This is a genomic window from Bradyrhizobium sp. (assembly GCF_030693485.1).
GTDB lineage: Bacteria > Pseudomonadota > Alphaproteobacteria > Rhizobiales > Xanthobacteraceae > Bradyrhizobium.
Genome location: NZ_JAUYAN010000197.1, coordinates 1 through 24,486, shown reverse-complemented (window position 1 = coordinate 24,486; position 24,486 = coordinate 1). Strand labels below are relative to the sequence as shown.

General features: G+C 63.7%; 36 protein-coding genes and 1 tRNA gene. 21 read left to right on the top strand and 16 right to left on the bottom strand.

Features of this window, described 5'->3' with window-relative positions; translation table 11 throughout:
* Positions 1 to 252: porin (locus Q8N40_RS14665; protein WP_305712325.1), on the top strand; the 252-nt coding region annotated here is incomplete at its 5' end.
* 33 nt (positions 253 to 285) lie between these two features.
* The gene (locus Q8N40_RS14660) at positions 286 to 444 is read left to right on the top strand and encodes a hypothetical protein (protein WP_305712327.1); all 159 of its coding nucleotides are present in this window, start codon (positions 286 to 288) and stop codon (positions 442 to 444) included.
* Between the two features lie 16 nt (positions 445 to 460).
* Here the strand turns inward: Q8N40_RS14660 and Q8N40_RS14655 are convergent, their stop codons facing one another.
* On the bottom strand, positions 461 to 1,108 hold the full coding sequence (locus tag Q8N40_RS14655) for a glutathione S-transferase family protein (protein WP_305712324.1): 648 nt from the start codon (positions 1,106 to 1,108) through the stop codon (positions 461 to 463).
* A gap of 124 nt (positions 1,109 to 1,232) precedes the next feature.
* On the opposite strand from Q8N40_RS14655, the gene Q8N40_RS26725 reads away from it, so the two are divergent.
* On the top strand, positions 1,233 to 1,481 hold the full coding sequence (locus tag Q8N40_RS26725) for an HAD hydrolase-like protein (protein ID WP_371135707.1): 249 nt from the start codon (positions 1,233 to 1,235) through the stop codon (positions 1,479 to 1,481).
* Positions 1,482 to 1,655: 174 nt separating this feature from the next.
* Here the strand turns inward: Q8N40_RS26725 and Q8N40_RS14645 are convergent, their stop codons facing one another.
* The 5 genes from Q8N40_RS14645 to Q8N40_RS14625 form a co-directional block, all read right to left on the bottom strand.
* Positions 1,656 to 1,832, bottom strand: coding sequence for a hypothetical protein (locus tag Q8N40_RS14645; protein ID WP_305320220.1), 177 nt, complete (start codon positions 1,830 to 1,832; stop codon positions 1,656 to 1,658).
* A gap of 163 nt (positions 1,833 to 1,995) precedes the next feature.
* On the bottom strand, positions 1,996 to 2,448 hold the full coding sequence (locus tag Q8N40_RS14640; RefSeq protein WP_305320221.1) for a VOC family protein: 453 nt from the start codon (positions 2,446 to 2,448) through the stop codon (positions 1,996 to 1,998).
* A gap of 117 nt (positions 2,449 to 2,565) precedes the next feature.
* Positions 2,566 to 2,751: a hypothetical protein gene (locus Q8N40_RS14635; protein ID WP_305320222.1), complete on the bottom strand. Its 186-nt coding sequence runs from the start codon at positions 2,749 to 2,751 to the stop codon at positions 2,566 to 2,568.
* Positions 2,752 to 2,835: 84 nt separating this feature from the next.
* Positions 2,836 to 3,060, bottom strand: a complete 225-nt coding sequence (locus tag Q8N40_RS14630) for a hypothetical protein (protein WP_305320223.1) — start codon at positions 3,058 to 3,060, stop codon at positions 2,836 to 2,838.
* Positions 3,045 to 3,218: a hypothetical protein gene (locus Q8N40_RS14625; protein ID WP_305320224.1), complete on the bottom strand. Its 174-nt coding sequence runs from the start codon at positions 3,216 to 3,218 to the stop codon at positions 3,045 to 3,047. The genes Q8N40_RS14630 and Q8N40_RS14625 overlap by 16 nt, the downstream gene beginning before the upstream one ends.
* A 118-nt stretch (positions 3,219 to 3,336) precedes the next feature.
* Between Q8N40_RS14625 and Q8N40_RS14620 the strand changes: the two genes are divergently transcribed.
* Complete coding sequence (locus Q8N40_RS14620) at positions 3,337 to 3,474, top strand: hypothetical protein (RefSeq protein WP_305712323.1); 138 nt, start codon at positions 3,337 to 3,339, stop codon at positions 3,472 to 3,474.
* Positions 3,475 to 3,516: 42 nt separating this feature from the next.
* Here the strand turns inward: Q8N40_RS14620 and Q8N40_RS14615 are convergent, their stop codons facing one another.
* Positions 3,517 to 3,693, bottom strand: coding sequence for a hypothetical protein (locus tag Q8N40_RS14615; RefSeq protein ID WP_305320226.1), 177 nt, complete (start codon positions 3,691 to 3,693; stop codon positions 3,517 to 3,519).
* 41 nt (positions 3,694 to 3,734) lie between these two features.
* On the opposite strand from Q8N40_RS14615, the gene Q8N40_RS14610 reads away from it, so the two are divergent.
* The gene (locus tag Q8N40_RS14610) at positions 3,735 to 3,977 is read left to right on the top strand and encodes a hypothetical protein (protein WP_305712322.1); all 243 of its coding nucleotides are present in this window, start codon (positions 3,735 to 3,737) and stop codon (positions 3,975 to 3,977) included.
* On the opposite strand, the gene Q8N40_RS26720 is transcribed toward Q8N40_RS14610, so the two are convergent.
* From Q8N40_RS26720 to Q8N40_RS14595, 3 genes are all read right to left on the bottom strand, one after another.
* Entirely contained in the window at positions 3,966 to 4,241 is a 276-nt protein-coding gene (locus Q8N40_RS26720) for a hypothetical protein (protein WP_370870856.1), read from the bottom strand. The genes Q8N40_RS14610 and Q8N40_RS26720 overlap by 12 nt on opposite strands.
* Before the next feature lie 52 nt (positions 4,242 to 4,293).
* Positions 4,294 to 4,476 carry a hypothetical protein gene (locus Q8N40_RS14600; protein ID WP_305320229.1) on the bottom strand — a complete coding sequence of 61 codons (183 nt, stop codon included), beginning with the start codon at positions 4,474 to 4,476 and terminating at the stop codon, positions 4,294 to 4,296.
* Between the two features lie 69 nt (positions 4,477 to 4,545).
* A complete protein-coding gene (locus tag Q8N40_RS14595; protein WP_305320230.1) occupies positions 4,546 to 4,737 on the bottom strand; it encodes a hypothetical protein in 192 nt (63 codons plus the stop codon).
* A gap of 191 nt (positions 4,738 to 4,928) precedes the next feature.
* On the opposite strand from Q8N40_RS14595, the gene Q8N40_RS14590 reads away from it, so the two are divergent.
* From Q8N40_RS14590 to Q8N40_RS14545, 10 genes are all read left to right on the top strand, one after another.
* Positions 4,929 to 5,207, top strand: a complete 279-nt coding sequence (locus Q8N40_RS14590) for a hypothetical protein (protein WP_305320231.1) — start codon at positions 4,929 to 4,931, stop codon at positions 5,205 to 5,207.
* Between the two features lie 116 nt (positions 5,208 to 5,323).
* Complete coding sequence (locus Q8N40_RS14585) at positions 5,324 to 6,085, top strand: Sir2 family NAD-dependent protein deacetylase (RefSeq protein ID WP_305712321.1); 762 nt, start codon at positions 5,324 to 5,326, stop codon at positions 6,083 to 6,085.
* A 199-nt stretch (positions 6,086 to 6,284) separates the two neighbouring features.
* A complete protein-coding gene (locus Q8N40_RS14580) occupies positions 6,285 to 6,950 on the top strand; it encodes a cold-shock protein (RefSeq protein WP_305712320.1) in 666 nt (221 codons plus the stop codon).
* 195 nt (positions 6,951 to 7,145) lie between these two features.
* Positions 7,146 to 7,580 (top strand): DUF192 domain-containing protein, encoded by a 435-nt coding sequence (locus Q8N40_RS14575; RefSeq protein ID WP_305712326.1) that lies wholly within the window; start codon positions 7,146 to 7,148, stop codon positions 7,578 to 7,580.
* A gap of 64 nt (positions 7,581 to 7,644) precedes the next feature.
* Positions 7,645 to 7,721 (top strand) — tRNA-Pro (locus Q8N40_RS14570).
* Between the two features lie 239 nt (positions 7,722 to 7,960).
* Positions 7,961 to 9,481, top strand: coding sequence for an ABC transporter substrate-binding protein (locus tag Q8N40_RS14565; RefSeq protein ID WP_305712319.1), 1,521 nt, complete (start codon positions 7,961 to 7,963; stop codon positions 9,479 to 9,481).
* Positions 9,482 to 9,518: 37 nt separating this feature from the next.
* Positions 9,519 to 10,445, top strand: coding sequence for an ABC transporter permease (locus tag Q8N40_RS14560; RefSeq protein ID WP_305320123.1), 927 nt, complete (start codon positions 9,519 to 9,521; stop codon positions 10,443 to 10,445).
* Positions 10,442 to 11,341: an ABC transporter permease gene (locus Q8N40_RS14555; RefSeq protein ID WP_305320122.1), complete on the top strand. Its 900-nt coding sequence runs from the start codon at positions 10,442 to 10,444 to the stop codon at positions 11,339 to 11,341. Before Q8N40_RS14560 ends, Q8N40_RS14555 begins: the two co-directional genes overlap by 4 nt.
* Complete coding sequence (locus Q8N40_RS14550; protein ID WP_305712318.1) at positions 11,341 to 12,315, top strand: ABC transporter ATP-binding protein; 975 nt, start codon at positions 11,341 to 11,343, stop codon at positions 12,313 to 12,315. Before Q8N40_RS14555 ends, Q8N40_RS14550 begins: the two co-directional genes overlap by 1 nt.
* Positions 12,312 to 13,283: an oligopeptide/dipeptide ABC transporter ATP-binding protein gene (locus Q8N40_RS14545; RefSeq protein WP_305318790.1), complete on the top strand. Its 972-nt coding sequence runs from the start codon at positions 12,312 to 12,314 to the stop codon at positions 13,281 to 13,283. The genes Q8N40_RS14550 and Q8N40_RS14545 overlap by 4 nt, the downstream gene beginning before the upstream one ends.
* Positions 13,284 to 13,335: 52 nt before the next feature.
* Here the strand turns inward: Q8N40_RS14545 and Q8N40_RS14540 are convergent, their stop codons facing one another.
* From Q8N40_RS14540 to Q8N40_RS14530, 3 genes are all read right to left on the bottom strand, one after another.
* The gene (locus Q8N40_RS14540) at positions 13,336 to 13,590 is read right to left on the bottom strand and encodes a hypothetical protein (protein WP_305712317.1); all 255 of its coding nucleotides are present in this window, start codon (positions 13,588 to 13,590) and stop codon (positions 13,336 to 13,338) included.
* An 83-nt stretch (positions 13,591 to 13,673) separates the two neighbouring features.
* A complete protein-coding gene (groL, locus tag Q8N40_RS14535; RefSeq protein ID WP_305712316.1) occupies positions 13,674 to 15,296 on the bottom strand; it encodes a chaperonin GroEL in 1,623 nt (540 codons plus the stop codon).
* 85 nt (positions 15,297 to 15,381) lie between these two features.
* Positions 15,382 to 15,918, bottom strand: a complete 537-nt coding sequence (locus Q8N40_RS14530) for an Hsp20/alpha crystallin family protein (RefSeq protein WP_305318793.1) — start codon at positions 15,916 to 15,918, stop codon at positions 15,382 to 15,384.
* Positions 15,919 to 16,357: 439 nt separating this feature from the next.
* Here Q8N40_RS14530 and Q8N40_RS14525 point away from each other — a divergent pair, with 439 nt between their 5' ends.
* Positions 16,358 to 17,341 carry an alpha/beta fold hydrolase gene (locus Q8N40_RS14525; RefSeq protein ID WP_305712315.1) on the top strand — a complete coding sequence of 328 codons (984 nt, stop codon included), beginning with the start codon at positions 16,358 to 16,360 and terminating at the stop codon, positions 17,339 to 17,341.
* Here Q8N40_RS14525 and Q8N40_RS14520 read toward each other — a convergent pair.
* The 3 genes from Q8N40_RS14520 to Q8N40_RS14510 all read right to left on the bottom strand — a co-directional run bounded on the left by Q8N40_RS14520 (position 17,321) and on the right by Q8N40_RS14510 (position 18,563).
* Complete coding sequence (locus Q8N40_RS14520; protein WP_305712314.1) at positions 17,321 to 18,007, bottom strand: CBS domain-containing protein; 687 nt, start codon at positions 18,005 to 18,007, stop codon at positions 17,321 to 17,323. The two genes, Q8N40_RS14525 and Q8N40_RS14520, sit on opposite strands and share 21 nt — an antisense overlap.
* Before the next feature lie 104 nt (positions 18,008 to 18,111).
* A complete protein-coding gene (locus tag Q8N40_RS14515; protein ID WP_305712313.1) occupies positions 18,112 to 18,234 on the bottom strand; it encodes a hypothetical protein in 123 nt (40 codons plus the stop codon).
* Between the two features lie 107 nt (positions 18,235 to 18,341).
* The gene (locus Q8N40_RS14510) at positions 18,342 to 18,563 is read right to left on the bottom strand and encodes a ChaB family protein (RefSeq protein ID WP_305318797.1); all 222 of its coding nucleotides are present in this window, start codon (positions 18,561 to 18,563) and stop codon (positions 18,342 to 18,344) included.
* A gap of 185 nt (positions 18,564 to 18,748) precedes the next feature.
* Between Q8N40_RS14510 and ftsH the strand changes: the two genes are divergently transcribed.
* The 5 genes from ftsH to Q8N40_RS14485 form a co-directional block, all read left to right on the top strand.
* A complete protein-coding gene (ftsH, locus tag Q8N40_RS14505) occupies positions 18,749 to 20,593 on the top strand; it encodes an ATP-dependent zinc metalloprotease FtsH (protein ID WP_305712312.1) in 1,845 nt (614 codons plus the stop codon).
* A 49-nt stretch (positions 20,594 to 20,642) separates the two neighbouring features.
* Complete coding sequence (locus tag Q8N40_RS14500) at positions 20,643 to 21,044, top strand: cation-transporting P-type ATPase (RefSeq protein WP_305712311.1); 402 nt, start codon at positions 20,643 to 20,645, stop codon at positions 21,042 to 21,044.
* Between the two features lie 23 nt (positions 21,045 to 21,067).
* On the top strand, positions 21,068 to 23,110 hold the full coding sequence (locus Q8N40_RS14495) for a protein-L-isoaspartate(D-aspartate) O-methyltransferase (RefSeq protein ID WP_305712310.1): 2,043 nt from the start codon (positions 21,068 to 21,070) through the stop codon (positions 23,108 to 23,110).
* A gap of 7 nt (positions 23,111 to 23,117) precedes the next feature.
* A complete protein-coding gene (locus Q8N40_RS14490; protein ID WP_305712309.1) occupies positions 23,118 to 24,032 on the top strand; it encodes a hypothetical protein in 915 nt (304 codons plus the stop codon).
* A gap of 42 nt (positions 24,033 to 24,074) precedes the next feature.
* Positions 24,075 to 24,486 (top strand): host attachment protein (locus tag Q8N40_RS14485; RefSeq protein ID WP_305712308.1); only part of this gene is annotated, 412 nt, incomplete at its 3' end.

Sequence of the window (24,486 nt, the reverse complement as noted above, 5' to 3'; positions counted from 1 at the left end):
GGCGGGATGCGAAACGTACCTCTGCTGATCGCCATTACTGCACTGTGGCCGGCCTCATCGGCCGCCGCCGAGCAGCCCCGGCCGCAAAAATCCGATAAATCCGGTTCCACCGTCCAGCAACTTCCGCTGAAGCGCGCCGGCACCGACCAAACCTGCGCGGCGTATGGCGCGGGCTTCGTCAGGGTTGACGGTACGCAGACCTGTGTGAAGATCGGCGGCGCCGTCAGCATCGGGGTCGGCGGCAGCCGCTAGGGCAGCGCCCGGTCAACAGCTACGAGGCCTGATTTGCAGCTCGAAATCATCGTTCCCGTGATCATGGGCTGCGCGCTGCTGTGGTGGGTCAGCCGCGGCATGAACTGGACCGTGCGGCTGGTGGTGACGGCGGTCACGCTGGTCGTGATCGTTGCCGTCGTGCTGTTCGAGCGGTCGGGCTTCAAGCCCTGACCACGCCTCACGGACTCTACGACATCGGCGGCGCGATGAACTCCGCAAAGCCGGGACGGGCGGAGAATTCGGCGAACCAGCGCTCGGTATGGGGCAGCCTCGGCTTGGTAATGCCTTCGACCCCGAACCAGCGCCGCGCATAGGCGCCGAGCGCAATGTCGGCAATGGTGAAATCGTCGCCTTCGATGAAACGCCGCGTCGCCAGCTGCGCCTCGACGATGCGCCATTGCGCGGCCTCGGCGTCGGCATCCCTCTGGATCGCGACCATGTCGCGTTTTTCGACCGGGGTGCGCACCAGCGCCCAGAACACCGGGCGATCTACCGGCTGCAGCGTCGACAGCGTCCAGTCCAGCCAGCGGTCGACGCCGGCGCGCGCCTTCGGCGCCTGCGGATAGATCGGCGAGCCCTCGCCATAGGCGAGGTGGAGGTAGCGCATGATCGAATTGGATTCCCACAGCACGTAATCGCCGTCGACCAGGGTCGGCACCCGGCCGTTGGGATTCATCGCGAGATATTCCGGCTTGTCGTTCTGGCCGAACGCCATGCCGGCATCGATGCGCCGGTAGGGCAGATCGAGTTCGCGCAGGCACCACAGCACTTTTTGCACATTGACCGAATTGGCACGGCCCCAGATCGTTAGCTGGCTTTGATTTTTGTTTGGCACGTGGCTCTCTCCCGTTGATCGGCTTTGGCCGTTGATAGCGGAAAACCGGGAAAAATGCGTGCGCGCCTGATGCGGGCCACCCCCGGCAAAAAAGCGCCGCCACGGATGCTATAAGGCCCGCATCATGCCCGCATACAAGCTCGCGATCTTCGACCTCGACGGCACATTGTCGGACAGCCTGCCGTGGTTTCGGGGGGTGGTGAATTCCTTTGCCGACAAGCACCGCTTCAGGCGCATCGAGGACGGCGACGTCGAGATGCTGCGCGGCAAGTCATCGCGCGAGATCATCGCCTGGCTCGAGGTGCCGTTCTGGCGAATGCCGCTGATCGCGGCAGACATGCGCCGGCTGAAGAGCCAGAATAAAACGGACTGATATCGCCGCGGCTGACGCCATCGCCATCGGCGACGAAGTTCGTGACGGCGAGGCGGCCGCGCAAGTCGGGATCGGTTTCGGGGCGGTGTCGTGGGGCTATGCCAGGCCGGAGGCGCTGCGGCGGCTTTCGCCGGTTCTGGAGTTCGACAGCGTGGCGGATATTGCGCGGCTGGTTTAGCCGGCTTGCGCCGAGGCCTCGCGCGGCTGTTCGCGGGCTTCCATCAGTTCGGCGTAGCGGCTGTATTCGCCGGCCATTTCCAGCAGCCGCTCACGCACCTCTGCACTGCTCACCTGACGGGCCAGGCGCTTGGCCTGGTCGGCCTGGAATTGATAGTGCTTGGCCTGGCTCATGTGATCCCCTCGAATCGTGGGTCAAGTCTGCGGCCAAAAGGTTCACCGATTGTGAACACTTGGATGCGATTGACCCGGCTTCGGATGCGCCGAGAGGATAAGGCGCACCCGCTGAGATCATCAGCCGTTGCCGGGATCTTTACGGGGCTAGGCCCGCGCGGGCCTACCAGTGGCCGGTGTTCGGCATCGACAGCCAGGGCTCGGCCGGCGGCTTGGGATCGCCCTTCTGCAGCAGCTCGATCGAGTGCAAATCGGGCGAGCGCACGAACGCCATGTTGCCGTCGCGCGGCGGCCGGTTGATGGTAACGCCCATCTTCATCAGGCGATCGCAGGTGGCGTAGATGTCGTCGACCTCGTAGGCGAGGTGGCCGAAAAAGCGGTCCTCGCCGTATTTCTCCTCGTCCCAGTTATAGGTGAGCTCAACCAGCGGCGCGCCGCGCGTCTTCGGGGTGTTCTTCAGCAGCGCCTCGTCCTCGGCGGCACACAGGAACACCAGCGTGAATTTCGCCTTGTCATTGTCGATGCGGCGAACCTCTTTCAGCCCCAGCGCATCCTGATAAAACTTCATCGCGGCATCGAGATTACGCACGCGCAGCATGGTGTGGAGGTAACGCATGGTTTCCTGCTCCCTTGGATTGAAGAGACTGTTCTTGGTCCGGGAGGTTCAATAGCAGCAAAGTGCGGCAGAGGGCAGTGGGCAGCGCGGACGCAGTAGCACGCCTCGCTCCGGCGCCTACTTCGCGTAGCCCTGCGAGCGCAGCCAGCCGATGCGGCGTTCGCCGTTCATCCACTCGTCGGCGTCGGCCTTGCTGGTCAGGCCGGTGATCATGCGCGGCTCGGCGCCGGGATAATCCGCCTGGATGCTCCAGTTGTCTTCGGCGATGCGAACGATCTTGAAAGTCACTTTGGGTTTTGCCATGCCGCCTTATGCAGGTTTTTTTCAGAAAAGAGAACTGCCTTGCGGCGTTTCCCCAGACTTCGCCGCGCCGCGGGCAGGGCGCGCCTAGCCGGCGGGGGCGTGCTTGTGAGAAGGTCGCCGCGCCGCGGGGGTACGGGGGAGATCGCCGAACTCGGTAGCATGGTAGGTCCGGCCCTCCGGCGTCGTGATCCGAACGTCGTAACAGGCGCGCGCGATCAGCTCGCGGGCTTTTTTCAGCGCCGATTCAGGCGTCCGACGCCTTGCGGTGTTGACGCCTCTGATATCGGTGCCGCTTACGGTGTAAGGCATTTCAGCTTCTTCTTGTTCTTCTTGATGATGTTGGCCTGGGCGCGGAAGGCCTCCGCCAACGAAGTCAGCTGACTCGCCACGACCGGATCGGTCGCGCTCCGGGCAGCCAGCAGCGACTTGGCGGCCTGCTTCTTCAGGGCCTTGGTCGTCTTGCTCATGACTCCCCAACCCATGGACCCCTAGGGTGTTCCATCGGAGTGTTCCATCGGCCGGCTACCGGTATCGCTTGAATTCTGTTCGTGTTTCGTTCATGGTGGTCCCACCGAGGAGAGCGCCATGGACGCCAGCAAGGAACGACAGATCATCCGCCTATGGAACGAGCTGCGCCTGCTGGAGCGGGAAGGTCGTCCCACCGAGGCCGTTCGGCGGCAAATTGAACGGGCGCTGGCTGAACGGGAGCCTCGTGCCGCCTGACCGCCGGTTAAATCGAGCGCCTGCCGCGCCGGGGCCAACCGCTCACGTCTCGTCGCTCCCCAGGCTTCGCGACGCCGCCGAAGGCTTCGGCTCCAGCGCCGCTATTCGCTCATCGTATTCCCTGGCGAGATCCAGCAGCCTTTGTTCGGTGAAGGGATCGGCCTGTTTGGCGAGACGGCGGCAACGTTCGGCCTGTTCTCTTAAAGTCGCTAGATCCATCACTCACCAACCGTCGGCCGTATTGCAGTTTGATAATAACGATGGGCCGCAATGGTTTCCACACAGCGGACACGACGGCGCTGCGGCGGGCCTGCTACGTCAACACCTTCCAGATCGCCCATGCGACGATGACGATCAGCGCAGCGCCGGCGACCATGAGTCCGATCGGTCTTGCCGGTCTTGCCGAGGCCTTGCGCGAAGCGATCGGTGCCTCGCCATTGTTGTGTCTGATTTCCCGCATCATCGAGATGCGTATCGCGCGTGAAAAAGTTTCAATTCGTTAACGAGTGTCTGAACGCAAAACCGTGTCCCCTGTTCGTTCCAACGTGAACAAAACGGAATCGATTCGTGTCAAGAATTGACGGAATCGCGGCGCAGTGCATGCTGGCGCGATGTTGGGATGGAAGAATTGCCGGTTCGCCCGCATGAGCAGCGGCCGCTACTGCCTGATACGGGACCTCGGCCTCGTCAAGGGCGGCAAGGGGCTGCGGCACCATGAGGTGCTGATCGGCTTCAGCGTTCGCGCGGCGCTGCAACGCCTGCGCCATGTGGATGTCTCGCTTGGGCGATTCAATCCGCTGCCGAGGCTCCGGCCGCGCATCATTCCCGTTCCGGATCTCCGTCGGGCAGACAGGGCTTGATCGCATAGCCGTCATCGAGCCGCTGCCGGCCGTTTTCCTCATCGACGACCAGGCCGCAATCCTCCGCGCAGCGCCAGACATCAGTCGCGGTGGGAAAGGTCCGGCTCAGCCGGTATTCTTTCTCGAACAGGGCGTAGGGCATCAGAGGCTCCTCTGCTCTGAAACGCCCAATTCCCCCTCAGTGTTCCATCGCGAAGCAACGGCGATCCCGCTACGACCAGAACGGCAGGTCCTCCATCGTGCCGCGGAGATGCGGTTCGGATCCGCTACGGGCATTCTGCAGCGTCATGACGAAATATTCCTCGCGCTCGCGCTCGAATTTTTCCTGCGTGGCTTTGAAACTCGCGACGCGGCTGACGATTTCTTCCCGCTCGCGTGCGGCGTCGTACGCTTGTTCGGTCATGCCCATCCCTTTTTGATTCTTGTCCCGCGCCCATTGGCGTCCGCGATTGGGGCGTCAATTGGGACGCCAGGTTGCGGGATTGTGATCGGCCTCGGACGAAGTCGGGTTGGCGCTTGGCGGTGGATAAGACGGGTGCGGCGCTTGTTCCTGTTCCGGCTTGCCGTTAGCCAAAAGGAAACGGGAGGCTGACCATGGCAAAGATCGATCTGGACGCGATGAGCATCGAGGAAGTCGCCGAGTTGCGCGACCTCGCCACCGACAAACTGGCGGAAAAGGTCGCGGCACGGCGCGCCGAACTCGAAGCCGAGCTGGAAAAGCTCGCGCAACACGACAAGCCGGCGCGCAAGTCGCAAGTCGCGGTTCCCGCGGCCAAGCCGAGAAAGAGCCAGGAGAACGGTGCGAGCGGCGCGACCGGTGAGGCCGCCAAAAAGACCGACGAGGTCAAGGAGCCGGTCGCCAAGGCTGCCTAAAAGGCCGGCTTACTAACGCGGCCTGACAAGGCAGCGTGATCCGATCATGCGGCGGACTTAGCAATCCGAGCGGCCGTGCTATAGTCAGCACGGCCAGATTTTTCGGATCTCATCGCATGATCGCAACCGATCTTCGCAGCGGCGTGGAACAGCTCGGCGACATGATCGCTGAAGCGTCCACCATCGTTCCCTTCACCGGCGCCGGCATCTCGACCGAATGCGGCATCCCCGATTTCCGCTCGCCGGGCGGATTGTGGAGCCGCAACCGGCCGATCCCGTTCGATGAATTCGTCGCCAGTCCGGACGCCAGGGACGAGGCGTGGCGGCGGCGCTTTGCGATGGAGCCGACCTTCGCCGCCGCAAAACCGGGACGCGGTCATCGCGCGCTGGCCTCGCTCTACAAGGCCGGCAAGATTCCCGCCATCGTCACCCAGAACATCGACAATCTGCATCAGGTCTCCGGCTTCGCCGCCGAGCATGTGGTCGAGCTTCACGGCAACACCACCTACGCCCGCTGTATCGGTTGCGGGCGGGCCTGCGATCTGGCCTGGGTCAGGCTGCGCTTCGAGGAGACCGGCGGCGCGCCCGACTGCGCGGAATGCGGCGAGCCGGTCAAGACCGCGACCATTTCGTTCGGGCAGGCGATGCCGGAAGACGCCATGCGCCGCGCCACCGAACTCGCCCAGCGCTGCGACCTGTTCATCGCGATCGGCTCGTCGCTGGTGGTATGGCCGGCGGCCGGGTTTCCGATGATGGCCAAGAACTGCGGCGCCCGGCTGGTGATCATCAACAATGAGCCCACCGAGCAGGACGACATTGCCGATCTCGTGATCAGGTACGACATCGGGGAGACGCTGGGGCCGTTCGTCGGAAATTGACCGCCGGTTGATTCGCGACCGCGCAAGCTGTTCATAGCTCATGCCAGATTTGTTTTTTATCTATGCGCCGCACGCGGGAGTGTTATCTTTTGATTCGCAAGATTCGCGTGGCGTCATCATGAATTCTCATCGATGGGCGCGTGTTCCGGCGACCTCGCAGCGGTGACGGGGTTGTCGATGATGTGTGGGGTCCGGGGTCATGGGGTCGGACGGTTTTGAGTCCAAGAAGCTCGGGGGACCGCCGTCAGGCGGAACCGGACCGGACCGGCTTGGGCCGAGTGAATATGCGGTGAACGCCGGGCGCGATCCGGTGATCGACGCGCTGACGGGGCTTGGCGAGAGCGCCGCCAACCTGGTCGAAATCTCCGGCGTCATCAAATGGTTCGATGCATCAAAGGGCTACGGTTTCATCGTGCCCGACAATGGCTGGCCGGACGTGCTTCTGCACGTTACCGTGCTCAGGCGCGACGGCTATCAGACCGCCTATGAAGGCGCGCGGATCGTCTGCGAATGCGTGCAGCGGCAGAAGGGCTATCAGGCCTTCCGGGTGGTCTCGATGGACGAATCCACCGCGATCCATCCGGCGCAGATGCTGCCGCCGCGGACCCATGTCAGCGTCACCCCGACCAGCGGGCTGGAGCGGGCGCAGGTCAAATGGTTCAACCGGCTGCGCGGCTTCGGCTTCCTGACCTGCGGCGAGGGCACGCCCGATATCTTCGTGCACATGGAAACCCTGCGCCGCTTCGGCATGACCGAACTGCGCCCCGGCCAGTACGTGCTGGTCCGGTTCGGGCCCGGCTCGAAGGGGATGATGGCGGCCGAGATCCAGCCGGAAGCCGGTGCGCCCGGCCTGTCGTCGCACTGATCGCCTGAGCCGCCACCTCACGGAAGCGTTAGCCGGGGCGCGCGAAATGCCCATTCGCGGCTTGTCGAAGCTCTGGTATTTTCTGACATCATTGGGCTAGCATCGGCCCAAATCCTTCACGGCTGTCGGTGAGCGTTGATGAGTTTTGCTTCAAGTGTCGGGCGGCGCCTTGGCCGCGCCTGGTTCTGGATCCCGATGGTCGCGGTGCTGATGCTTTCTGTCGTGACCGGCTTCGGCGCGCAGGCGGCGAGCATCCAGCCGCTCGAAATCGTCACCAAAAACGGCGTGCATGTCTTCTCGGTCGAGATGGCGACCACCGACAAGGAGCGCGAAACCGGGCTGATGTACCGCAAGGAATTGCCGGACGGGAAGGGGATGCTGTTCGACTTCTCGCCGGAACAGCAGATCTCGATGTGGATGAAGAACACCTACATCCCGCTCGACATGATTTTCATCCGCGCCGACGGCCGGATCCTGCGCATCGCCGAGAACACCGAGCCGCATTCCCTCGCGATCATCTCGTCGGGCGGGCTGGCCAAGGGAGTGCTGGAGGTGATCGCCGGCACCGCGCAGAAATACGGCATCGCCCCCGGCGACCGGGTCGCCCATCCGCTTTTCAAGACCCGATAGAGCGGCCCGAAGCCGCCTTGCTGGCGGCGCCTGAAGCGTGTAACGACAGGGCTTCCCAAGCCATCGGGGTATAGCGCAGCCTGGTAGCGCGGCAGTTTTGGGTACTGCAGGTCGTTGGTTCGAATCCAGCTGCCCCGACCAATAAGCCTTTAGAGATATTCGATCATTGGCAAAGTGGCCTGGGCGAGGTCTGCCCGGCGGGGTTCGGGCCGCTCGGCGTGAGGCCTGTGCATGGCGGCTGGTGCCGCGATCGAGCCGTTGACCGTAACCTGCCCAAAAAACCGGATGTGCCTGCAAACCGTAAGTCCTTGACTTGCGGGCATGCCGCCTTTCCACTCGGCGTCAGACAGGACCGCAATGCGGATCGCGAGGGAATCACAATGAGCAGGTTTTCGACAGGTGTATTGACGGCGGCGGTTGCCGCCATGGTGGCTGTCGCGCCCGCGCTGGCGGACAAGAAAACCAACTCGATCCGTTTTGCCTACGACCAGGTGGTGGAAAACGTTGATCCCTACATGAACAACGTCCGCATCGGCGTCATCATTGGCCAGCAGGTGTGGGACACGCTGATCTACCGCGACCCCAAGACCTCCGAATACAAGGGGCAACTCGCGACCGCGTGGAAGTGGCTCGATGACAAGACTCTCGAACTGGACCTGCGCAAGGGCGTCAAATTCCACAACGGCGCGGAGTTCACCGCCGATGATGTGGTTTACACGCTGAACTTCGTGGTGAGTCCGGACAGCAAGGTCGTCACCCGCCAGAACGTGGCCTGGATCGACCGCGCCGAGAAGATCGACGCCTACAAGGTGCGCATCATCTGCAAGGAGCCATTTCCGGCGGCGATCGAATATCTTGCCGGTCCTGTCGTGATCCATCCGCATGAATATTACGCCAAGGTCGGCCCGCAGGGGATGAATGAAAAACCGGTCGGTTCAGGTCCGTACCGCATCAGCGAGCATTCGGTCGGCAAGTTCGTGCGAATGGAGCGCAATCCGGACTACTTCAAGGATTCGCCGAAGCCGCAGCCGAAGATCGAGAAGGTCGAAATCCGCTTCATTCCGGACCGCCAGACCCAGGTCGCCGAAATGATGGCCGGCGGCGCCGACATGATCATGAATGTCGCGCTCGATCAGGCAACCCAGATGAAGGCGGTGCCGACCCTTCAGGTCGTGTCCGGCGAGACCATGCGGATCGCGTTCCTGCACCTCGACACCCGCGAAGCGACGACCGCGCCGCCCCTGCGCGATCTCAAAGTGCGCCAGGCCATCATGCATGCGATCGATCGCGAAAGCATGGTCAAGCAGATCGTCGGCCAGGGGGCGCGCGTCCTGAACACGCTTTGTTTCCCGCCGCAGTTCGGCTGCAGCGACGAGGGGGCACCCCGCTATTCCTACGACCCGGCGAAGGCCAAGGCGTTGCTCGCCGAAGCCGGCTTCAAGGATGGATTCGACATCGATCTCTACGCCTACCGGGAGCGCAACCAGACCGAGGCGATGATCGGCTATCTGCGCGCCGTCGGCATCAGGGCAAACCTGCGCTTCATGCAATACGCGGCGATGCGCGAGGCCAATCGCGCCGGCAAGGCGGCGATGCTGCACCAGACCTGGGGTTCGTTCTCGGTCAACGACGTGTCGGCGTCGACGCCGGTCTACTACAAGTTCGGCCCGGACGATGTGTCGCGCGATCCGGAAGTGCGCGACTTCCTGCAACGCGGAGACTCTCAGGTCGATCCTGCCGTGCGCAAGGAGGCCTATCGCAAGGCGCTCGCGCTGATCGCGGAGCGGGCCTATTCGCTGCCGCTCTATTCGCTGACGACCTATTACGTCGCCAACAAGGACCTCGCCTTCATCGCCTATCCGGACGAGATCCCGCGCTTCTGGGAAATGTCGTACAAGTGAGGGGCAGCGTGCGCCACCCCGCACACCCGGCCGTCTGATGCTGATCTATGCCCTGAAGCGCCTTGGACTGGCTGTCCTGGTCGCGGTGGTCGTCTCCGCGCTCGCCTTCCTGCTGCTGCGGGCGTCCGGCGACGTCGCGATCGCGCTCGCCGGGGAAGGCGCGCGCAACGAGGACATCGAGAATATCAGGCGCATTTACGGGCTGGATCGCCCGCTCGTCGTGCAGTATCTCGACTGGGCCGCGAAGATGGCGCGCGGCGATTTCGGCACCTCGCTGTTCTTCAAGACCGACGTGCACGCACTCGTGCTCGAGAAACTGCCGACCACGGCGCTGCTGGCGCTGTTCTCGCTCATCTTCGCGCTTGCGGTGTCGCTGCCGCTCGGAATTCTGGCGGCGCTTTATCCGAACAGCTGGATCGATCGGCTCTGTCTTGCGCTGGCGGTGATCGGGCAGGCGTTGCCGAGCTTCTTTTTCGCGCTGATCCTGATGATCGTGTTTGCCGTGATGCTGCGGTGGCTTCCGGTCTCGGGCAGCGACAGCTGGGCCCATTTCGTGCTGCCGACCGTCGTGCTCGGCTATTACATCGCCCCCGCCATCATGCGGCTGGTGCGTGCCGGGATGATCGAGGTGCTGGCCTCGGATTATGTCCGCACCGCACGCGCCAAGGGGCTGTCTTCGAGATCCGTGGTGCTCAAGCACGCGTTGCGCAATGCGCTGGTTCCCGTGGTGGCGCTCTCGGCGGTGCAACTCGGTTTCCTGCTCGGCGGCTCGGTCGTGATCGAGACCGTTTTCGCCCTCGATGGCCTCGGCTATCTCGCCTATCAGTCGATCACCCACAAGGATCTTCCGGTCACCCAGGCCATCGTGACGCTGCTCTCCCTGATCTATGTGGGCCTCACCCTTGCCGCCGATCTTGCCAATGCCTGGCTCGATCCGCGCATCCGCGTCGGGGGCGGATCATGACCGACGTCGCCGCGATTCCCGTCCTCGACCTGACGACGGCGTCATCGGGCGCCTTGTTGCGGCGCCGGATCATGGCGCATCGCGGCCTGCTGATCGGCACCGGCCTGCTGACGTTGATCATCCTCGTGGCGCTGCTCGCCCCGCTGCTCGCCCCGCATGATCCCTACGCGCAGGACCTGTCCCGCCGCATGATTCCGCCGATCTGGTACGAGAAGGGCAACTGGGCCCATCTGCTCGGCACCGACAATCTCGGCCGCGACTACCTCTCGCGCGTACTGTATGGCGCGCAGATTTCGCTTCTGATCGGCGTGTCCGTGATGGTGATCTCCGGGCTGATCGGCACTGCGCTCGGGCTTGCCGCCGGCTTCTTCGGCGGCCGCGTCGACATGATCGTGACCTTCTTCATCACGGTGCGGCTGGCGCTTCCGCTCATTCTGGTGGCGCTCGCGGTCGTCGCCACGGTCGGCGGCTCGCTCTGGGTCGTCATCCTCGTGCTCGGCCTGCTCAAATGGGACCGCTTCGCCGTGGTGATGCGCGCCGCGACCCAGCAGGTGCGGGTGCTCGACTATGTGGCGGCGGCGGAGGCGGCCGGCGCCTCGACCCTGCGCGTGATTGTCGGAGAGGTGCTGCCGAATTTGCTGCCCCAGCTCGTCGTGGTGGCAACCGTGGAAGCCGCCAGCGCCATCCTGCTCGAAGCCGCGCTCTCCTTCCTCGGTCTCGGCGTGCAGCCGCCGCTGCCGTCCTGGGGGCTGATGATCGCCGAGGCCAAGACCTACATGTTCTTCTCGTTCTGGCTGATCGCCATTCCGGGCACCGCGCTCGCGGTTCTGGTGTTCGCCGTGAACATGGTCGGCGACGGCATTCGTGACGTCTCGGCGCCAGGGGGGAGGGGTTAGTGGCGGCACTGCTCGAGATCGAGGGTCTGACGGTCGACATCGCGACGGCGCGCGGAACGCTGCATGCCGTGCGCGATGTGTCGTTCTCCCTGCAGAGCGGCGAAACGCTGTGCCTGGTCGGCGAATCCGGCTGCGGCAAATCGATGACGGCGCTCGCGCTGATGGGTCTGTTGCCGCGCGCGGCAAAGCGAAGCGCGCGCCGCATGCTGTTCGAGGGCCATGACCTCGCCGCCCTCCCTGAAGGCCGGCTCGCCGAGTTGCGCGGGGCGCGCATGGCCATGGTGTTCCAGGAGCCGATGACGGCGCTGAACCCGGCCTACACCATCGGCGATCAACTCACCGAGGTGCATCGCCGCCACAAGGGCTCGACGATGGCGGTGGCGCGCGAGCGCGCGGTCGCGCTGCTGGAAATGGTCGGGATCACCAATGCCGCGGCGCGGCTCGGACAATATCCGCACCAGCTTTCCGGCGGCCTGCGCCAGCGCATCATGATCGCGATGGCGCTGATGTGCGGGCCGTCGCTGCTGATTGCCGACGAGCCGACCACCGCGCTCGACGTTACCATCCAGGCGCAAATCCTGCGGTTGCTGGTCGAGCTGCAGCAGGATCTCGGCATCGCCATCGTGCTGATCACCCATGATCTCGGCGTCGTTGCGCGGGTCGCGCACCGGGTTGCCGTAATGTATGCGGGGGAAATCGTCGAGGCGGCCAGCGCCGCCGATCTGTTCGCAGCGCCGCGTCATCCCTACACGCGCGGGCTGATGGCTTCCATTCCGGTGCCGGGCGCAACCAGGCCGGGCGACCGGCTCGGCGTCATCAGAGGCATCGTGCCGTCGCTGATCGGCGAGGTGGCAGGCTGTGCGTTTCGCGACCGCTGCGATTTCGCGCAGCCGGTGTGCGCCCGGACCGTTCCGGTCCGCTCCGATGGCGGACATGACTGGCGCTGTATCCTCGGCGAAGCGGTGGCCGCATGAGCGCGTTGCTCGAAGCCTCCGGTGTGTCGCGGAATTTTTCGGTGGGGCGCGGGCTGTTCGCCGCCAGCCAGACGCTGCGCGCCGTCGTAGATGTCAATCTTGCGGTCGAAAAGGGCGAGGTGCTCGGGCTGGTGGGCGAATCCGGCTCCGGCAAGTCGACGCTCGCCAAGATGCTGCTCGGCATTCTCAAGCCCAATGCGGGCGTGATCCGGTTCGGCGGCACCGACGTCGCCTCGATCGGACGCCGGGCGCTCGCCCGTCATATCCAGCCGGTGTTCCAGGACCCCTATTCGTCGCTCAATCCGCGTCGCACGGTGGCGTCGATCGTCGCATTGCCGCTCGCCGTGCAGGGCATCGGCACGGCGAGGGAACGCCGGGTGCGGTCAATCGCGATGCTGGATCGCGTCGGCCTGGCGCTGCGCCATGCCGATGTCTATCCGAACGAGCTTTCGGGCGGCCAGCGCCAGCGCGTTGCGATTGCCCGGGCGCTGGTGGTCGAACCCGAAATCGTGCTGCTCGACGAGCCGACCTCGGCGCTCGATGTCTCGGTGCAGTCGCAGATCCTCAATCTCCTGCTCGATCTGCGCCGCGATTTCGGCCTGACCTACATCTTCATCAGTCACAATCTCGCTGTCATCGAGCATGTCGCGACCAGCGTCGCCGTGATGTATCTCGGACGCATCGTCGAGACCGCCCGCCGTGAAGACCTGTTCCGCGCGCCGCGCCACCCCTACACGCGGGCGCTGCTCGCTTCGGTGCTGACGCCCGAGCCCGGGCTCGGCGTTCCCGATGTCGGCCTCGGCCTGAGTTTTCCCGATCCGCTGGCGCCGCCGCCGGGATGCGTGTTCCATCCGCGTTGTCCGGATGCCGGGCCGCGCTGCCGGATCGAACCGCCGCGCGTGATCCGTGACGGGCAGGGACTTGTCGCATGCCACCTGCATGATGGCGGCACCCGGCTGGCGGCCTGAGAGTGGAAAACGGCAACGCGGCTTGCGGCCGCACTGCGGTCAACGCCGCAACTCACCAGAACTGCCACCAGCTTTTCGAAGTCGCGCTCCTGGCAACGAGGTATTCGACGATTTCCGCTTTGACGGCGTCGTTCTCGTTGGGGTGGCCGGCCATGAAATTCAGAATCCACGCGCGCCTGACCGTCTCCGAGCCGGCGGGGATTTTGCGGAGGATCTTCGCGTCCGACGCATGGCAGCCGCCGCAACCGGCTGCGAAGGCCTCCTCGGGGGTCATCGCGCCAGCTGGCAGGCCGCCCGACGCCAGCATGACCGCCCCTGCAATCAGGCTCCTGAACAGCCGGTTGTGTGCGCCTATCGACCGGCTGGCCCCTCCGCTCCGCGTCAGCGAGTTCACATCGCCATTTCCGGCTCGGCTGGCCGCTCTCGCTTCGGCTCAGGTATCTCCGTCATCGTCGCTTCGGTGAGCAGCAGCACGCTGGCGACCGAAACCGCGTTTTCCAACGCGGTACGAACCACCTTCGCGGGATCGATAATGCCGGCCTCGACCAGGTCGACATATTCCTTGCGCGCGGCGTCGAAGCCGAAATTGCCCTGGCCCTCCAGCATCCGGGCCACGACGACGCCGCCGTCCACGGCGGAATTCACCGCGATCTGACGGGCAGGGGCCTCCAGCGCGCGCTTCAAGATCTGGACACCGGTCCTCTCGTCGCCTTCACAGGCGGCTTCCTCCCGGGTCACCGCTTCGATGCATTTGAGTAGCGCAAGACCGCCGCCCGGCACGATTCCCTCGGCCACCGCCGCCTTGGTGGAACTGATGGCGTCGTCGAGCGCCTCCTTCTTGGCCTTCATCTCCGCCTCGGTCGGGGCGCCCACCCGGATGACCGCGACGCCGCCGGCCAGTTTGGCGAGCCGCTCTTCGAGCTTCTCGCGGTCGTAGTCACTGGTGGTCTTTTCGATCTCGCGCCGGATCTGGGCAATGCGGCCGTCGATCCGGGCACGGTCGCCGCCGCTGCCGATCAGCGTGGTATTTTCCTTGTCCGCGACCACCCGCGCCGCACGCCCGAGCTGCTGCAAGGTCACACTCTCGAGCTTCAGGCCGAGTTCTTCGGAGATGACCTGCGCGCCGGTCAGGATGGCGATGTCTTCCAGCATCGCCTTGCGCCGGTCGCCGAAGCCTGGCGCCTTGACCGCGCAGCCCTTGAGTACGCCCCGCAGCCGGTTGACGATCAACGTCGCGAGCGCCTCACCCTCGATATCCTCGGCCACGATCAACAATGGGCGGCCGGACTTGGCGACCTGCTCCAGCACCGGGATCAGGTCGCGCAGGGCTCCGATCTTGTGATCGCAAAGCAGCACGAACGGATCTTCGAGCACGGACTCCATGCGCTCCGCATCGGTGACGAAGTAGGGCGAGATGAACCCGCGGTCGAATTTCATGCCCTCGACGACGTCCAGTGTGGTTTCCGTGGTCTTGGATTCCTCGACCGATATCACGCCATCGCCGCCGACCTTCTCGATGGCATCGGCAACGAGACCGCCGATGGACGGATCATTGTGGGCCGATAGGGTTGCGACCTGCGCCTTTTCTGCTTTGGTCTTCACCGGGCGGGACATGGCGCGCAGCGCCTCGATCGCCACGCGCGCGGCCCGGTCCAGTCCGCGCTTGAGATCGATGGCGCTGGCGCCCGCCGTGACATTGCGTACGCCGTCGGCCAGGATCGCATGGGCGAGGATGGTCGAGGTGCTGGTGCCGTCGCCGACGACGTCTCCGGTCCGCTCCGCCGCCTGACGAAGAACCTGGGCGCCGAGATTCTCTTCGGGATCCCGAAGATCGATTTCCTTGGCGATGGTAACGCCATCATTGCAGACGATCGGCGGACCCCAGCTTTTTTGAATCAAGACTGATTTGGACTTCGGACCCAGCGTGACGCGCACCGCGTCGGCTAGCAGCGTGGCTCCCCGCAACACCTTTTCACGGGCCGCGGAGTGAAACAGGATTTGCTTATGGGCCATTCGCTGTCTCTCCGCATAAACAGGTGGTCAAAACAAGCAGCGACCTCGCCGATCAAAGCCGACAACCGTGAGGCCGCTGACCCACTTATTTTACCGTGACGGGGATCTTCTTCTGGTTATTCTGCGCGTCCGGGGACTTCGGCATCGTGACCGTCAGGACACCGCCCTTGTAGCTCGCTTCGATCTTGCCGGCGTCCACACTGCTGGGCACCTGCAGCGAGCGGCGGAAGGAACCGTAGCGGCGCTCGGAAACGTAGCGGTCCTTGGTCTTCTCTTCCTTCTGCTCCTGCTTCTCGCCCTTGATCGTCAGCACGCCGTCGGCGAGCTGGATGTCGATATCCTTGACGTCGAGGCCGGGCAATTCGGCCGTGACTTCGAACGCCTTGTCCTTATCGACGATATCGATCGCCGGCGTGACATTGAAGCCGAGGTCGCGGCGCCAGAACGCTTCTATGTCGGGCAGCGGACGGAAGAGCGGAGCCTGCAGGAACCCGGTCTGGAAGTCATGAAACAGCCGGTCGACCTGATTGCGCAGAGCTTCAAAGGGTTGCCAGTCCGCGGCCTTCGCTGGCGCAGTGGTTCCTTCGGTCTTGATGGGTAACTTTGTTGCAGCTTCCGCCATGATGGATACTCCTCAAGAGGTTGCTTGACGCAAGAACCAATATCTCTTCGGGAGCGTATGTGTTTGATCTTTATCAAATGAACTGGCGACGCAGCGGCGTGAGATAAATCGACGGCGGCGGAGGGGCGGCGTTATAGTATGCTACAGACAGACTACTCGCTGAGGGTGACGACCGATGCCGGTCCCGCGGTCCGAGCCGTTACAGGAACCGCGATCAAAGCGACGGTGTTGTCGATGACGATAGCCGGCTGAGGGTCAAATGGAGCGGCTTCCAGGAGGTCAGTTCCCGTATGCGGCGTTGTTCTGGCCGGCGCTTGTCGCCGCCTCAGCCAGCGAGACCGCGTCGTTCATGACGGCACAGTTTCTGGAGATGATGGGCGACGGTGGCCACACGCCGCAGCCGCCGGAGGGTGCGACGGCAAGCGGGATTGCGCTCGAATTGCAGGCCGTTCGGCTCCGGGATTTTTCCCTGGTCAAGCGCGGTGTCCCCACCATCCTGTGTTCGCCATTCGCACTGCATGGCGCCGTCCTTGCCGACCTTGCGACAGGGCACAGTCTCGTTGCCGCCCTGCGGCGTGCTGGAATTGAGCGGCTGTACATGGCGGATTGGCGGTCGGCCAGTCCCGACATGCGATTTCTCGGAATCGACGATTACCTTGCCGCGCTCAATGTCCTTGTCGATCATCTCGGCGGAACGGTGGACCTCATCGGGCTATGCCAGGGCGGCTGGTTGTCGGTGATCTATGCAGCCCGGTTCCCGGCCAAAGTACGCAAGCTGGTGATGGTCGGGACGCCCGTCGATACCGCAGCGCGACCATCGAAATTGTCGGCCTTGGCGGAAGCGACACCTCTGACGGTATTCAGGAACTTGGTGAGCCTCGGCGACGGCCGCGTTATCGGCCGCAATCTTGCGAGGGTCTGGCGAGGCGGCGTCATTGAGTCCGACGATATCAGGCGGTCGCTGCAGACGCCGGAGCCGGCCGGTTCGCCGGAGTTCGCGCGGCTTGAGGCGATCTTCCGGAACTGGAATGCCTGGACGATCGACATGCCTGGAACATACTACCTTGAAGTCATCGAGAAGCTCTACAAACGCAACGAGCTAGCGACGGGAGGCTTTCACGCGCTGGGGCAAAGGGTCGATCTCTCGCGTCTGCAGTTGCCCATCTACCTTCTTGCCGGGAACGCCGACGAAGTGGTCACGGCGGAACAGCTGTTCGCGGTGGCACGGCTGGTGGGAACGCGGCCGGAGCACCTTCGCAGGGAGGTTGCCCCCTGCGATCATCTCGGCCTGTTCATGGGGAGGCGGACACTCGAGGAATATTGGCCGAGGATTGCAGGTTGGCTGAACGAACCGCTGACTCATTGCAGCGACGGTAACGAAGAAGCCAGCGGTGTTAGCGGATCAGGTCCATCCGCCGCCTGAGAAAGTCACCATGTTGTCATTGACGGCGCGCACACCGGGTGTGGTTTCCGCCGCGACCTTGATGGCTTTGCGTTCGGCTTTGGAGTCGGCAAGTCCCCAGAGATCGACCACGCCGTCGGTGACGGTGACGTTCAACGAAGCGATGTGAGCCCAACGCTCTGCTCGCAGGCTGGCGAGGATTCGGTCGCGTATCATCGTATCGGACGGCGTCACGTCGAGCAGCGGGCGCGCACTGGCTACCGCCTGAAGGAGATTGGCGCGGCTGACGACGCCGACCAATTGACCGTTTTCCAGGATCGGCACCCGCTTGATCGCATTCTTCTCCAGCAAGGTTGCGATCTCGTGCAGGGGCGTCTCCGGAGCGGCGGTGATGACGGTGCGGGTCATGACATCCGAGACCCTGCGACCGTGCGACTTGACGTACTCGGCTGCGAGCGTATCGGCCTCGGTGAACGCGCGAAGCAGCCAGGAACGGCGGCGTTCGGTATCGGCCTCCACCCGGTGCAACAGGTCGCCCTCGCTGACAATGCCGACAAGCTTTCCGTTGTCGTCAACGACCGGGGCCGCGCTGATTTTACTTTCGAGAAACCGCGCCGCTACCTCCTGAACGGTAGCCGAGGGTTTGACGGTGACGACCGGCGTAACCATGACATTGCGGGCCTGCATGGAAAATCTCCCTTGTTCAGATGACAGCTGAAGATTCGGTCCCGCTTTTGTCGTTGCTTCAAGTCAGGTGACGGGCTCCACCAACTCGTTCAAGTCCATTGACGCTAGTCCGCGATGAGGCCAGGCAACTCGTCCGCCTCGGTGCTGGAAGCGGTGGCCTCGATCCAGCGCCGGACCTCCGCCGGGGCGGTACGAATTTGGTCCGAACTCAAGCTGATGCCAATCATGGTCAACCTCCCTGGATGGGCCTTGGTGGCATCGTTAGGCGATATCCATATTGATCGGGATCAACCGGGCCGCGGCAAGACCGGTACCACGTGAAAGCGCCGAGCCATCAACCGGCCTTTCGCAGGATCCACCGTTCGCCGGATTTTTCGTACTTGCGCTTCACCGCAGCCCAGGCGACGCGATGCGCGGTGCTCTCGCGCCGTTCCGGGCCGCGATCGGCATATTGTGCCCAGGCGCCGTTGAACGCCCCGAGATAGATTTCCTGCGCATGCAGCGGCAGGTGCGCCTGGATCGATGGGGGAAGCTCTTCGATCGACGAGTAGGGCAAGCGACAACCTTTCGGGCACGAAGCAAAGGCAGCTCGCGCCGCAACCGCTCCAAGTCAGCATACCACCCACGCGCTCAATGCCATTGATCCAGAACAAACGGTCGCGCCGCCCGACTGTTAGGAATGACGATGACGGCCGGAGTTCGACCGGTCATCGTATCATTCGGATTCGACCGGAGCATGAAATGGAGTCGGACCCGTCGTCACGAAAGCAGACCGTTGCTATCGGCTATATTGTCGCAGCCAGCATCGGCATGCTGCTGCTGCAATGGGCTTTGGCGACCTACAATACTGTCGATACCATTCCCTACAGCGAATTCGAACAACTGGTGGCCCAGGGCCATGTCACCGAGGTCGCCGTCGGCCAGGAAACCATCCACGGAAAGCTGAAGGACAAGCTGCCGAGCGGCAAGTCGGCCTTCATCACCGCGCGGGTCGATGCGGCGCTGGCCGACAAGCTCGCGGCGAAGGGCGTCGTGGTCACCGGCGTTCCGTCGGGCGGGCTGTTCCAGAGCATTCTGTCATGGATCGTGCCCGGGCTGATGTTCTATCTGATCTGGGTCTTCCTCGGACGCCGGCTGGCGGACCGCCAGGGCTTTGGCGGCCTGATGTCGATCGGAAAGTCGCGGGCCAAGGTCTACGTCGAAAAGGACACCAAGGTCACCTTCGCCGATGTCGCCGGCGTCGATGAGGCCAAGTTCGAACTGCAGGAAGTCGTATCCTTCCTCAAGGACCCCAGGAGCTACGGCCGGCTCGGCGCCCACGTGCCCAAGGGAATTCTGCTGGTGGGACCGCCGGGCACCGGCAAGACCTTGCTTGCGCGCGCAGTTGCGGGCGAAGCCGGGGTCGCGTTCTTTTCCATCTCCGGCTCCGAATTCGTGGAGATGTTCGTCGGCGTCGGCGCCGCCCGGGTCCGCGATCTGTTTGAACAGGCGCGCAAGGCGGCGCCCTGCATCATCTTCATCGATGAACTCGACGCGCTCGGACGCAGCCGCTCGCCCGGCGCCTTCGGCGGCTATGACGAGAAGGAGCAGACGCTGAACCAACTGCTCGCCGAGCTCGACGGCTTCGATCCCTCAGCCGGCGTCATCCTGCTGGCGGCTACCAACCGGCCCGAAATTCTCGATGCCGCGCTGCTGCGGGCAGGGCGGTTCGACCGGCAGGTGCTGGTGGACCGTCCCGACAAGAGCGGCCGCGTCGCCATCCTGAAGGTGCACATCCGCAAGATCCTTGTCGGTGGCGATGTCGATCTGGACAAGATCGCAGCCCTCACCACTGGTTTCACCGGCGCCGATCTGGCCAACCTGATCAACGAGGCGGCCATCGCCGCCACCAGGCGCAATGCCGACGAGGTTTCGTTCGGCGATTTCACGGTAGCAATCGAGCGCATCGTTGCCGGGATCGAGAAGAAGAGCCGAGTGCTCGGCAAGCAGGAACGCCGCAGGGTCGCCTACCACGAGATGGGTCATGCCCTCGTTGCGGCCAGTCTGCCGGGTGTCGACCCCGTACAGAAGGTCTCGATCATTCCCCGCGGAGTCGGCGCGCTTGGCTACACCATGCAGCGGCCGACCGAAGACCGGTTTCTGCTATCGGCGAGCGAACTCAGGAACCGCATCGCCGTGTTGATGGGCGGCCGCGCCTCGGAGCGCCTGGTGTTCGACGGCGACGTCTCGACGGGGGCGGCTGATGACTTGCAGCGGGCAACCGAAATCGCCGTGGAGATGGTTACGAAATACGGCATGGACGCGAAAGTGGGGCAACGAACCTATGCGCCGCGGCCCCAGACCTTCCTGCCATCCCTGCAGGACACCCTCGTCAGCGCTGCGGAGGCGACCGGGCGTGAGATCGATCTGGCGGTGCGCGATCTGATCGAGGCCGGTGCCGCCTGCGCGCACGCCATTCTCGAAAGGCGGCGCGGCGATCTCGATGCCGGCGTTGAACTCCTGATCGCCAGGGAGACGCTGACAGCGGAGGAGTTTGCGCCGCTGCGTCCGGTGGTTGCGCGGGAAGCCGCGGAGGTGCCCGTCTGATCTGCGGGCGTCCTCCAGGATTGGTAGCACAACAAATGGATAGCCTTAGATGGATAACCTTGGTCTTGATGTCCCGTATTGGAGCCAGGATGCCGACGCGCTCAGCGCCGCCTTAGGGTCGAGCCCCGTTGGCCTTTCGCCGGAGGCGGCCGGCGCGAAGCTTCATCTGGTCGGGCCCAACAACGTCGAACAGGCACCGCAGCTGAACGCGATTCGCTTGCGGCAATTCGAAAGCCCGTTCGTCCTCATTCTCATCTTTGCCGCGGTCATCTCGCTGGCGCTGCAGCAATGGATGGACTCGGCCATCATCCTGGCGATGCCGCTCTCGGGGCTCGAAATGGCCACGGTCATCGCGATCGTCGCCGGCTACGTTGCTGCAACGGAGGGAGCCAAGGCGCGGCGCGGCGTGCATTTGATGTCGATCAAATCGGGGTGGCAGCAAAGGGCATAGCGTTCGAACAAGGAGTTCTTGGTATGCGATCTCCGCCGTCGAAGGAAGCCCGTTCGAATGGAGCGAAGCCGTTTGCCTTGCTTCGCAAGGAAATGGTGGAACGCAGCATCGCCGCGCGCGGGGTGAGGGACGAACTCGTCCTGGAAGCGATGCGCAAGGTGCCGCGCGAGCTATTCCTGCCAGCGGCCCTCCGCGAGTTCGCCTACGAGGATTCGCCACTGCCAATTGCCGGCGAGCAGACGATTTCGCAGCCCTATATCGTCGGCTTCATGGTGGAGGCCCTGACCCTGAAGGGCGGCGAGAAAGTGCTCGAGATCGGCGCGGGCTCGGGCTATGCCGCCGCTGTGCTGTCGGAAATTGCCGCAACTGTCTACACGGTCGAGCGCCTCGGCCAGCTCGCGGAAAAGGCCGCGGCGACGCTGGCTGATCTCGGCTACTCCAATGTGCATGTCCTGCATGGCGACGGCACCAAGGGATGGCCGGAACACGCGCCCTACGATGCCATCGTCGTCGCCGCCGGAGGACCGGAGGTTCCGGAGTCCCTCAAGAAGCAGTTGAAGATTGGTGGCCGGCTGGTGATTCCGGTGGGAGCCGACCAGCGCAGCCAGGAACTGGTTCGCGTCATCAGGATTTCGGACACGGAATATCGCAGCGAAGACATTGCCGACGTCCGCTTCGTCCCGTTGATCGGCGAGGAGGGGTGGGCGGCTGCCAGGCAACGCGAGGCACGCGGACGGGCGCCCCCACGCCGGCCGGTTGCGCCAGGCGACGAAGCGCTGGTTCGAAATCTGGCCGACGCGGCCGAATCGTTTCCGTCGATCGAAGGGGCCGATCTCGATCCGCTGCTGGCACGGATCGGACCGGCGCGTGTCGTGCTGCTCGGCGAGGCCACCCACGGCACATCCGAGTTCTACCGGATGCGCGAGCGCATCACCCGGGAGCTGATCGTCAAGAAGGGATTTCGCTTCGTCGCCATCGAGGCGGATTGGCCGGATGCCGCGCGGGTCGATCATTATGTGCGGCATTTCCAGTATCCACCATCGGAGTGGACGGCGTTTGCGCGGTTTCCGACCTGGATGTGGCGCAACACCGAGGTACGTGAGTTCGTCAGCTGGCTCCGCAAGCACAACGGTACGGTGGCGAGGGACCGGCGTGTCGCGTTTCACGGCCTTGATCTCTACAGCCTCTATGACTCGATTCGGTCGGTCCTGAATTATCTCGATGAGGTCGATCCCGTATCGGCGCGGGTGGCCCGCGAACGCTACGGCTGTCTGACGCCGTGGCAGCGCGATCCCGCGACCTATGGTCATGCCGCGTTGACGGGATCCTATCCGACCTGCGAATCCGACGTGGTGCGCGCGCTCGGCGATCTCCTGGCAAAACGCCGGGCCTACGCCGAACACGACGGCGAGCGTTTTCTCGACGCCGAGCAAAACGCCCGTCTGGTCGCCAATGCGGAGCGCTATTACCGGATCATGTATTACGGCTCGCGCGCGTCCTGGAACCTGCGCGACGGCCACATGTTCGAGACGCTGAAGAACCTGCTGGCGTTTCACGGCCCCGACAGCAAGGCGGTCGTCTGGGCCCACAACTCCCACGTCGGCAACGCCGCCGCGACCGAGATGGCCCTGCGCGGCGAACACAATATCGGGCAACTCTGTCGCAAGGAGTTCGGCGACCTGGCTTATCTGGTCGGGTTCGGCACGCACGGCGGCACCGTCGCCGCGGCATCGGAATGGGGTGGCCCGATGGAAGTCAAGCAGGTGCAGCCGGCCCTTGCCAACAGCTACGAGCAGCTGTGTCATGCCACAGGACATGCGCGTTTCATGCTCGGCCTGCGTGGCCGCGGCGATCTGTGCGGTCCGAAAGGTCTCGGCAGGGAACGCCTGGAGCGGGCGATCGGGGTGATATACCGCCCCGAAACCGAACGCGAGAGTCATTACTTCCAGGCCAATCTGCCCGGCCAGTTCGACGAGTATATCTGGTTCGACGATACCCGGGCCGTTACGCCGCTCGATACCGCCGAAATCAAGGGGCTGCCGGATACCTATCCGTTCGGGGTGTAATGCAGTCATGCACCGGGATACGGCATACGTTCTCGCCAAACTGGACTGGATGCGGGGTCAGCGTATCTGGCCCAACGGCCTGCGCTATCTGTGGACGGATGCCTTCGGGCTGGTCCTGCTGGTCTCGCTCTACGCCGAACTCGGCGACAGGAAATTCCTCGACCAGGCCGAGCAGTTAGTCGCCGAAGTCGACCGTGTTCTCGGGCGCGTCCGTGGACTTCGTATTGGCGAGGCGTCCGATCGCGACGGACAGTATTTCCATTATCTGGCCGTCTGGCTGTACGCCTTGTCCGTGCTGGCTCATCATTCACCCGCATACCGGAACAAGGGAATCGAACTGGTGCGCCAGACCCATGGCGCATTCGTGTTGCCGGGCAGGGGTGTGATCTGGAAAATGACGGAAGACTTGTCCGCACCCTATCCCGGTTCCGGATTGGGCGCCCTCGATGCTTTCGATGGCTATGCTTCCTACCGGTGCCTGGGCGAGGCGCAGCTCAGCAAGGAAATCGCCGATATGAAGGCGCTGATCGATCTGACCGCGCCGCGACTTCACATCACCCAGGATCTGGGTCTCGGGATGATGTTGTGGATGACCCATATGTTTCCGGATGAGGACTGGGCCCGGATACAGCGGAGCCGTTGCCTCAGCCAGCTCGACGCGATGTGGCAGCAAGACGGTTATTTTTGCCGCGAGCCGGAGCTGCCCGAAGTGAAGTTCGCCTTCACCAATTATGGCGTCTCAATCGGACTGCAGGCCGTGGCGGAAATGCCTCAACGCGTGCGGCGGCTGAACGAATTCTTCGATGGCTTCCGGTCAGGTGATGAATATGATCGCGAAGCCATCACGCATGTCATGTCCTGCAATTCGCACTTCCCGGGATATTTCCTGCGCGACTTCCGCGGCTTGATTCATCAACCATAGCGTCGGGAATATCCCGCGAAACTGATCGATACGAGGACCACCATGAACAAGCTCAAGATCCCGCATAATGCCTTCGTGTTCGTCGGCGACGGCCGCAAGGCCCTGTTCCTGCGCAATGACGGCGACGAGAAGTTTCCGAATCTCAAGACCGAGCAGGTCTTTGAGGAGGAAAATCCATCCAGCCACGAGCAAGGCACCGAGCGGCCGGGCCGTGTCAGCAAGGGATCGCAAACCGGTCACCGAAGCGCCGTCGAACCCCCCGACTGGCATGACATCGAGGAGCATCATTTCGCCCGAAAGGTCGCCGCCGCGTTGGAACAGGTGATCCGCGAACGGAAGGTGCAGTCCCTGGTCGTGGTGGCTCCGCCAAGGACCCTCGCCGAGCTGCGCGACGCCTTCCATTCCGATGTAAAGGCCTGCATTATTGCCGAGATCAACAAGGACCTGACCAAGC